Genomic DNA, 9498 nt, shown 5'->3' with positions numbered 1-9498 from the left:
GAGGCGGCCCCAGCGCGAGACCGTCCCGGATGCTATTCGTTGTCGCCGGCAGTTAGCTGCGTTGCGGAGAGTACGCCGTCGGCAGCGGTTGCGGCTGCGGCGTCGGGCCAGACCCAATCGGTAAAGGCCGGGTGATCGAAGCCCTCGTCGCACGCGAACTCAAAAGCCTCGGTGCGGAAGGCCTCCCACTCATCAATCTGCTCGGCAAACTTATCGGCGTCAACCATGCGCAGCACGTCGGCGGCCAGGGCCCAGCGGTCCATGTTGTTCAGGCGCAGCATGTCAAACGGCGTGGTCGTGGAGCCCTTCTCCTCGTAGCCGTGAACGCGGAAGGCATCGTGGCCGGGACGGTTCCAGATCAGACGGCGAATCGTGCCGGCATAGGCGTGGAATGCGAAGAGCACGGGCTTCTCGCCGCGGCCAAACAGCTCAGCCCAGCGCTCATCGCTGATGGCTTGGTCGTTCTCGCAGACGTTCTGGATCTTGAGCAGATCGACTACGTTGACAAACCAGACCTTGATGCCCAGCCCGCGCAGCATATCGGTTGCGGCCAGTGCCTCGAGCGTCGGCACGTCACCGCAAGTAGCGACCACGACGTCGGCCTCGGCGAGCGAGTCGGCAGTCGATGCCCACTCCCAGGTCGCTACGCCCTCGGCGAGCTCAGACTTGGCCTCGTCGACCGTCTGGAAGGTGGGGGCGGGCTGCTTGCCACAGAAGATGGCATTGACGCAGTCGGTGGACTGGTAGACGCGCTCGGCCACAGCAAGGGCCATGTTGGCATCGGCCGGATAATAAGCATTCACGACATGCGTGTCGTTGGCCTTGTTGAGCAGCAGGTCGATAAAGCCGGGGTCCTGGTGCGAAAAGCCGTTGTGGTCCTGGCGCCAGACATGGCTCGACAGCAAAATGTTGAGGCCGCTGATAGGAGCACGCCACGGAATCTCGCGCTTGGTTGCTTCGAGCCATTTGCAGTGCTGGTTGACCATGGAATCGACCACGTGGACAAAGCTCTCGTAGGAGCTCCACACACCGGAGCGGCCGGTGAGCACGTAGGCCTCGAGGAAGCCCTCGCACTGGTGCTCGGACAGCTGCTCGACAACCTTACCGGAACCGGCCAGCAGCTCGTCGTTGGCATCGTCCTCGTAGAAACCGGCATCCCACTGCTTCTTGGTCACCTTATAGGCAGCCTGCAGGCGGTTGGACGCGGTCTCGTCGGGACCGAAGATGCGAAAATCATCCATGTTCTTGGCCAAAACATCGGCAGTGTACTCACCAAAGACGCGGGCGGCCTCGGTGGAGCCCCAGCCGTGGCCCTTACTTGCGACGGGGATCTCGTGAGCGTGAATATCGGGAAGCTCGAGCTCGCGGCGTACCTTGCCGCCGTTCGCGTTGGGATTGGCGCCGATACGCAGCTCGCCGGTCGGCATAAAGGCCGTCACCTCGGGGCGCACCTGGCCCTCGGGCGTAAAGAGCTCCTCGGGCTTGTAGGAGCGCAGCCACTCGCGCAGCACGCGGAAGTGCTCGTGGGTATCTTTGGCGCTCGCGAGCGGCACCTGATGGGCGCGCCAGGAGTCCTCGGTCTTCTTGCCATCAATCTGCTTGGGGCAGGTCCAACCCTTGGGCGTACGGAACACGATCATGGGATAGGCCGGACGGACCACGGTCTCGCCCGCAGTGGCCTGAGCCATAGCGGTGGCCTTGATGTCGCAGATCTCATCGAAGACCTGCTCGAACAGGGCGGCGAAACGCGCATGAATGCTCGCATGGCTCTCGTCGTCAAAGCCGGCGACAAAGAAATGCGGCTTATAGCCCATGCCCTCAAAGAACTTGGTGAGCTCCTCGTCGGACACGCGGGCAAGAATGGTGGGGTTGGCGATCTTGTAGCCGTTGAGGTGCAGGATCGGCAGGACGATACCATCGGTTGCCGGGTTCACGAGCTTGTTAGACTGCCAAGAGGTCGCGAGCGGACCGGTCTCGGACTCGCCGTCGCCCACCACAGCCACGGCCAGCAGGCTCGGGTTATCCATGACGGCACCGTAAGCGTGGCTGAGCGTGTAGCCGAGCTCGCCGCCCTCGTGGATGGAGCCAGGCGTCTCGGGCGCAAAATGGCTCGGAATACCGCCGGGGTAGGAAAACTGGCGGAAGAACTTCTGCAGGCCGGCCTCGTCATTGGTAATGTCGGGGCGAATCTCGCGGTAGGTGCCATCGAGCAACGACTGGGCGGTGCCAGCGGGACCACCGTGACCCGGGCCCATCAAGAAGATCGCGTTCTGGTTGTGATCGGCGATGAGGCGGTTGACATGACCGAACAGGAAGTTGATGCCGGGCGTGGTGCCCCAGTGACCGACCAGGCGGTGCTTAACGTCCGGGCGACCAAAGTCGCGCACCTCGCCGGTTTTCTCATCGACAAAGTCGGGGCGCATGAGCGGGTTAGAGCGAAGGTAGATCTGACCGACGGACAGATAATTCGATGCACGCCAATACAGGTCGACGCCCTCGAGCTCGGAAGCCGGCACCTCGTGGCCCAGCTTTTGCCACGGCGTCCCCAGTGTTTTAGCCATTGTTTATGTCCCTCCGCTGTGCGGTCGCCCTCCAATACGGCAACCATTCGTTGGAACTAGTATATTTGCTAAAACGTTTTATCATGGTGAAAAAACGTTTTATCACCCATATCAATCACATCGATCAACAAAACGCGACATTCACCTGCGGCATTGTCTGCCACAGGTGCTCCACATTCGGTCTCTGCAAATTGATAAACGTGTTTAGTTATGTTTAGTAAGCTCGAGCACGCTGCCCTTAACGATAAGCGCCGGCTCCAGGACGACCTCTTCGGCACGCCTACCGCCCCTACCGGCAAGACGCTTGGACATGCAGCCAAAAGCATGTTCCGCGAGGACACCAGGATCCTGCTCAATGGCGGTCAGCGCCGGCTCAAAGAGAACGTCGGCCGCCGAGTTGTCATAGCTCACCACCGAAATATCGCCCGGGATGCTCTTCCCCATCTCGTGCAAACGCTTGAGCAAACCGAGGGCAATGTTGTCCGAGCTTGCGAATACGGCAGTGGCGTCGGTTGCGAGCACCGCCTCCGAGGCCTCGTAGGCGCTCGGAATGTAGTACTCGCTCTCAAACTCCAAACGCGCGTCGATAGGCAGGCCAACCTCGCGCAGCGCGCGCTCATAGCCGGCAAGTCGCTTGCGACCCGTATTGGAACGACGCGCATTAACCAAGCAGGCAATGCGACGGTGGCCCTGCTCGATCAGATAGCGGGTAGCCATATAGCCACCCATCTCGTGGTCGAACATCACCTTGTCGCACTCGAGCCCCTCAATGGCGCGGTCGACCATCACGGCAGGGATGGGTAGATGGCTGACCTCTTCGCGCAGGGCACGGTCGTCCGAGAACTCGTCGCCTACCACCAGGAAGACACCATCGACGCCGCGCGTCACCAGCTGGCGCAGCAGTTCCAAGTCATCGTCGGCGCTTCCGCCCGAGCTGGTAATAAAGAGCGCATAGCCGTCCTCGCGGCAGCGCTTTTCCAAGCTACCGGCAAGTGAGGCAAAAAATCGGCTCTCGATGTTGGGGACGATAAGACCCAGGGTGCGTGACTCGCGCATGACCAGGCTGCGCGCAATCTGGTTGGGAACATAGTGGTTGCGCGCCGCGACCTCCTTGATGAGCTTGCGGTTTTCTTCCGAGATGCGACAAGGCCGATTGTTGAGAACAAGCGAGACGGACGAGGGGGAAAGCCCCACCTCCTGGGCGATCTGCTTGAGGGTGACTTTGTTGGCCATCTCGCTCCTTCCGGGTTTACGCGCAATCTCTTGAAAGTATAGCGACTGCCCCTCTACCTCGATGATAAACACTTTACCAATCCGGTAGACGGCTGTTTTATCGCCGCCAGCGCACCAAATACGTCCAGGTGGGGTATATTGCAATCGATTGATGACAACGACCACCAAAAGGCGGATATTCGGATGCACGAGAACGACTTTTTTAACGAGGACCTGCTGTGCGCGCTCGCTGGCGTTGCCGGCGAGGACAACGTGTTGATGAGCGAGCCCATGCGCGAGCACACCACGTTTAAGATTGGCGGCCCGGCCGACGTCTTTGTCACGCCCGACACCGAGCAGGGCCTCGTCGCCACGCTCGATACCTGCTATCGCTGCGATCTGCCACTCACCATCGTGGGCAACGGCTCCGACCTACTCGTCGGCGACAAGGGCATACGCGGCGTCGTCGTAGCGCTAGGCGAGGGCCTCTCCGACATTACCGTCGACGGCACGCACGTTACGGCAGCAGCCGGTGCGCTGCTTTCGGATGTTGCGGCCGCGGCAGCCGAGGCCGGTCTCACCGGCATGGAGCCCATCTCGGGCATCCCCGGATCGGTCGGCGGCGCCTGCTACATGAACGCCGGCGCCTACGGTGCCTGCATGGCCGACGTGCTGGAGTCTGTACGCGTCTACAAGCCCGCCCGCGCGCTCGACGACGGCACCCGCGGTAGCGGCAGCATCATCGAGTTCGATGTCGACGAGCTCAATCTGGGCTATCGCAAGAGCCGCATCGCCGACGACGGCTTCATCGTGCTTTCGGCCACCTTCAATCTCGCCCCGGGCAACGCCGCGATGATCAAGGCCGACATGGACGACTACCGCCAACGCCGCGAGGACAAGCAGCCGCTCGACATGCCGAGCGCCGGCTCCACTTTCAAGCGCCCCGAGGGCCACTTTGCCGGCAAGCTCATCATGGATGCCGGCCTGCGCGGCCATGCCGTCGGCGGCGCCCAGGTGAGCGAAAAACACTGCGGCTTCATCGTCAACGCCGACCACGCCACCGCCGCCGACGTCGACGAACTCATCCGCCACATCCAAGCAACCGTCAAAGACCAATTCGGCGTAGACCTAGAACCCGAAGTCCACCGAGTAGGCGAATTTTTATAAAAAGAAGGCCCCAAAAGGGGCCTTCACCATATTTATTCAGATAACCCAGTCCGGTGTGTCGTGCTCAGGACCCGTGAGGGCCGGGACAGTCCGAGAGGCATAAGGTTGATCGCGAGTTCCGCACGCAAAGAAGGCCACTTAATGTGGCCTTCGTCTTGCGCAGGACTGCCCGAGCAGGCAACCTTATGCCTCTCGGACTGTCCCGGACCAAGCCGCAGCTACGACAGCGCAATACCGCCGAGCCAGCCCCAGCGCACACCAGAGCCAGTACCGTAAAAGCTAATGAACGAGTCAAGCGACCTCGACGTGATGGCGCCCTCGTTACTCATAACGATGCCGCCGCCAACATAGATGCCCACGTGTCCGTACAGCAGACCCGGCATACCGGTGCCACTGTGCGACGAGTCGGCCACGATCATGCCCACCTGCAGCGCCGAACGATCGGAGCTGTAGCACCAGGCGTTAAACATGTCGCACGCGTTGCCGCCAAAGTAGCCCACGCCGGCGTTGCGGAAGACGTTGGTGACCCAGGCGGCGCACCAGTTTAGGCCAGGCGAAGGCGTGGAGTAGCATGCGTTGACGACAGCCTGCTGCTTGCCCGAGCCGGCATTCTGTTGCGGATTTCCGGGCGCATACGATCCGCCACCCGAGTTTGAACCACCCGAGTAGGAATTGTTCTTGTTTGCGGCAGCCGCAGCAGCGGCAGCCTTCTTGGCAGCCTCCTCAGCCTGGGCGGCAGCGAGAATCTCGGAATCGCGCTGAGCCATGAGCTCCTTGACATCGTCGGAGAGGCCGTTCAGAACCGTCTGGACCTCCTGCTGCTTGGCCTGCATGTCCTGCATCTGGGCAGTCTGCTGGTCCTTAAGCTTCTCTAAGTCGGCTTTTTGCGACTCGAGCTCGGACTTCTGCGTATCGAGCTCTTTCTGGATGGTCTGGATATCCTCGATGGCGTCGCGGTCGCTCTTGTTGATCTTCTCAACATAGTGCGCATTGGCGACGAGCTCCTCAAACGAGCCCGAGGCGAGCAGCAGCGACAGGATGTTGGTGCCGCCCGACTTATAGTTGGCGGAAACGCGATCGGAAAGATCGCCGCGCTTCTTTTTGAGCTCGGCCTTCTTTTCGTCAATCTGCGCCTGCGTGCTGTCAATCTGGCCCTGTACGCTCTCGATATCGTTGAGGGTCTGGGCGTTCTTGTTGGCCAGCGCCGCGTATTCATTTGCGATGCTGTCGAGCTGGGCCTGGACCTCGTCAAGCTGAGCCTGGGCCGCATTGAGCTTGTCGGTGGTTTCCTTGGTGGCCTCCGCAGCATGGGCGCGAGCGGGCAGACCAAAAAGAACGGCTGCAGAAGCGGCGCCGAACAAGGCCTTGAGGGCAGTGCGACGCGAAAGCTCCTGGGAAAGGATGGAATCGCTGTTTGGTGACATATCTACTCCGTTACATGTTTATTTATATGTCGCTCAACTCATACATATTAGCGTACATCCGACGCGTCCCAACGATTTCCACGAACGGCAGCAAACCCCATGGTCGGCGGCTCGTATGCAAACGTCAAAGTCAAGGTTATGCCCACGCCAAACATTTCCATGAGTACGTTAGCATGTTCGTCTGCTTTTCCTGCCCTGCACGTTTTGGGTGCCCCTGCCTGCGCTATACTCCCTCAGGAAGTGTTCCTGATTCGATAGGAGACTACATGTCCAAAGCACTCGACCCCAAAGACACCTGCGTCCTCGTAACCGGTGGCGCCGGCTTTATCGGCTCGCACACCGTCGTTCAGCTGCTCGAGGGTGGCTACCAGGTCGTCATCGTCGACGACCTCTCCAACTCCAGCGCCGTCGCCGTCGACCGTGTCAAGACCATCGTGGGCGACAAGGCCGCCAAGAACCTCACCTTCTACGAGGCCAACGTGCTCGACCGCGATGCCATGAACAAGATCTTCGATACCCATCAGATCGACCGCGTCATCCACTTCGCCGGCTTTAAGGCCGTCGGCGAGTCGGTGAGCAAGCCCGTCGAGTACTACCACAACAACATCGAGAACACCCTGGTGCTCGTCGACGTTATGCGCAACCATGGCTGCAAGTCCATCATCTTCTCGAGCTCCTCGACCGTCTACGGCGATCCGGATAACCCGCCCGTCACCGAGGAAGACCCCAAGAAGCCTGCGACCAACCCCTATGGCTGGACCAAGTGGATGATTGAGCAGATCCTTATGGACGTTCACACCGCCGATCCCGAGTGGGACGTTGTGCTGCTCCGCTACTTCAATCCCATCGGCGCCCATCCATCGGGCCTGATCGGCGAGGACCCCAAGGGCATCCCCAACAACCTGGTGCCTTATGTCGCGCAGGTTGCCGTGGGCAAGCTCGAGGCCGTTCAGGTCTTTGGCAACGACTACCCCACCCCCGACGGCACCGGCGTGCGCGATTACATCCATGTGTGCGACCTGGCATCGGGCCATGTGGCCGCCCTCAACTGGATGAACGGCAAGACCGGCGTCGAGATCTTTAACCTAGGCACCGGCACCGGCACCTCGGTGCTCGAGGTCGTCGCCGCCTTCTCCAAGGCCTGTGGCAAAGAGCTGCCCTACGTGATTCGCGAGCGCCGCGCCGGCGACATCGCCGCCAACTGGTGCGACGCTTCCAAGGCCGAGCGCATGATGGGTTGGAAGGCACAGTACGACATCGCGGACATGTGCCGCGACAGCTGGAACTGGCAGAGCCACAACCCCAACGGCTTCGCCGACGCCGAGTAGCAAAAACCTACACACCGTTCTTGCCCCGATCTCACGATGTGAGACCGGGGCTTTTTCATGGCATGTAACCATTCGCCGAAAATCGACCAACTTTTTTATCTTGCCTATACATGTTTAAACAACATGTATACAATAGGTGTATCGAATCAGAACATCGGAGGCGGACTGCACACCCATCGGCAGGCCGACCCCACAACAAGAAGGTTGGTGAGCGCATTCATGGAGCGTGCAAGCGGCGTCCTCATGCCCGTCTCATCTCTGCCCGGACCATACGGAATCGGCGGCTTTGGCTGGAATGCCTACGACTTCGTCGATTTTCTCGCCTCGTGCAAACAACATTACTGGCAAATCCTGCCCCTTACGACGACCAGCTATGGCGATTCGCCCTATCAGTCGTTCTCGGCCCGCGCAGGCAACCCCAACTTGATCGACTTTGCCGAGCTTATCGAAGCCGGCTATCTGGAGCAGCGTGACATCGACGGCGTCTTCCTTGGTTCCGACCCCAGCAACGTCGACTACGGTGCCATCTTTGTTGGCCGCCGTCAGATTCTCGATCGAGCCGCTGAGCGCTTTGCTGCCGACAAGCCGGCCGATTTCGACGACTTTATCCAGGCAAACGAGGACTGGCTCATTCCCTACTGCGAGTTTATGACCGTGAAGGAGGAGTGCGGACTCAAAGCCTTTTGGGAGTGGCCCGAGGAGCTCCGCCGCCGCGGCGAGGCATCCAGCAAGGTCTGCGCCACCCATCCCGAGCGCATGCTCTACCACCAGATGACGCAGTATTTCTTCGATCGCCAGTGGAGCCGCCTCAAGGCCTATGCCAACGAGCACGACATCCTGATCATCGGCGACCTGCCCATCTATGTCTCGCGCGACTCCGTCGAGATGTGGGCCACGCCCGAGCTCTTTAAGATCGACGCCGCCGGCAATCCCGTCAGCGTCGCGGGCACGCCGCCTGATCAGTTCTCGGCCACCGGCCAGTACTGGGGCAACCCCATCTATGACTGGGATGCCATGGAAGCAGACGGCTTCTCCTGGTGGGAAGACCGCGTCCGAGCCGCCCTAGACATGTACGACATCATCCGTCTGGACCACTTCCGCGGCTTTGAAGCCTTTTGGGAGGTGCCGTTCTCCTCTCCCGATTCGTCATATGGTTCATGGACGCAGGGACCCGGCCTCAAGCTCTTCAAGATGCTCGAGGAAAAGCTCGGCACGCTTCCCATCATTGCCGAAGACCTGGGCTTTCTTACCCCCGGCGTCATCGACATGCGCGACGCCACGGGCTTCCCCGGCATGAAGATTCTGCAGTTCGCTTTTGAAGGCAGCAACTCCTACTACCTGCCGCACAACTACATTGCCAACACCGTCGCCTACGTCGGAACGCATGACAACGAAACGGCACGCGGCTGGTATGAGGGAACGGCCACCCCGCGTCAGCGCGAGCAGGCGGCCCTGTACACCCACCAACAGGCAGGCGAGTCCATGGCCGACGCGCTCAACCGCACCATCGCCGCCAGCGTGAGTGACACCTGTATCTACACCATGCAGGACCTGCTCAATCTGGGCAACGAGGCGCGCATGAACACCCCCGCCACCCTGGGCGGTAACTGGACGTGGCGCATGCTTGATGGCGCCATCACCCGCGAACTCGAGCGCAAGCTCACCGACTGGACCGAGACCTACTTCCGCATCCCGTCGGAAGCCGAAATCGAGCTTCCCCAATAGGAGCCACCGCGCCCGACCCCACCCCACCGTGTGGACGCGACCGCTTTTCCCGCGCGAGGCTATCCCAATCCCTCGCGCGGG

At 60.7% G+C, this 9498-nt stretch carries 6 protein-coding genes; 3 read left to right on the top strand and 3 right to left on the bottom strand.

Features of this window, described 5'->3' with window-relative positions:
- Nucleotides 1-32: 32 nt before the first annotated feature.
- Entirely contained in the window at nucleotides 33-2561 is a 2529-nt protein-coding gene (locus ACQRAP_RS08020) for a phosphoketolase family protein (protein ID WP_427795336.1), read from the bottom strand.
- A gap of 204 nt (nucleotides 2562-2765) precedes the next feature.
- Nucleotides 2766-3794: a LacI family DNA-binding transcriptional regulator gene (locus ACQRAP_RS08015; RefSeq protein ID WP_118388843.1), complete on the bottom strand. Its 1029-nt coding sequence runs from the start codon at nucleotides 3792-3794 to the stop codon at nucleotides 2766-2768.
- A gap of 183 nt (nucleotides 3795-3977) precedes the next feature.
- Between ACQRAP_RS08015 and murB the strand changes: the two genes are divergently transcribed.
- The gene (gene murB, locus ACQRAP_RS08010; protein ID WP_427728963.1) at nucleotides 3978-4940 is read left to right on the top strand and encodes a UDP-N-acetylmuramate dehydrogenase; all 963 of its coding nucleotides are present in this window, start codon (nucleotides 3978-3980) and stop codon (nucleotides 4938-4940) included.
- A 218-nt stretch (nucleotides 4941-5158) separates the two neighbouring features.
- On the opposite strand, the gene ACQRAP_RS08005 is transcribed toward murB, so the two are convergent.
- A complete protein-coding gene (locus tag ACQRAP_RS08005) occupies nucleotides 5159-6364 on the bottom strand; it encodes a PcsB-like coiled-coil domain-containing protein (protein WP_427719726.1) in 1206 nt (401 codons plus the stop codon).
- Between the two features lie 266 nt (nucleotides 6365-6630).
- Here ACQRAP_RS08005 and galE point away from each other — a divergent pair, with 266 nt between their 5' ends.
- Together galE and malQ are read left to right on the top strand one after the other, a co-directional pair.
- Complete coding sequence (gene galE / locus ACQRAP_RS08000; protein ID WP_427728932.1) at nucleotides 6631-7692, top strand: UDP-glucose 4-epimerase GalE; 1062 nt, start codon at nucleotides 6631-6633, stop codon at nucleotides 7690-7692.
- 207 nt (nucleotides 7693-7899) lie between these two features.
- Complete coding sequence (gene malQ, locus ACQRAP_RS07995; RefSeq protein WP_427795335.1) at nucleotides 7900-9417, top strand: 4-alpha-glucanotransferase; 1518 nt, start codon at nucleotides 7900-7902, stop codon at nucleotides 9415-9417.
- The last annotated feature ends 81 nt before the right edge of the window (nucleotides 9418-9498 follow it).

Origin of the sequence: Collinsella sp. SGI.180 (genome assembly GCF_050313455.1) — a bacterium.
Classification (GTDB): domain Bacteria; phylum Actinomycetota; class Coriobacteriia; order Coriobacteriales; family Coriobacteriaceae; genus Collinsella.
The sequence above is the reverse complement of the archived record's forward strand: the minus strand, read 5'-3'. Positions and strand labels throughout refer to the sequence as shown.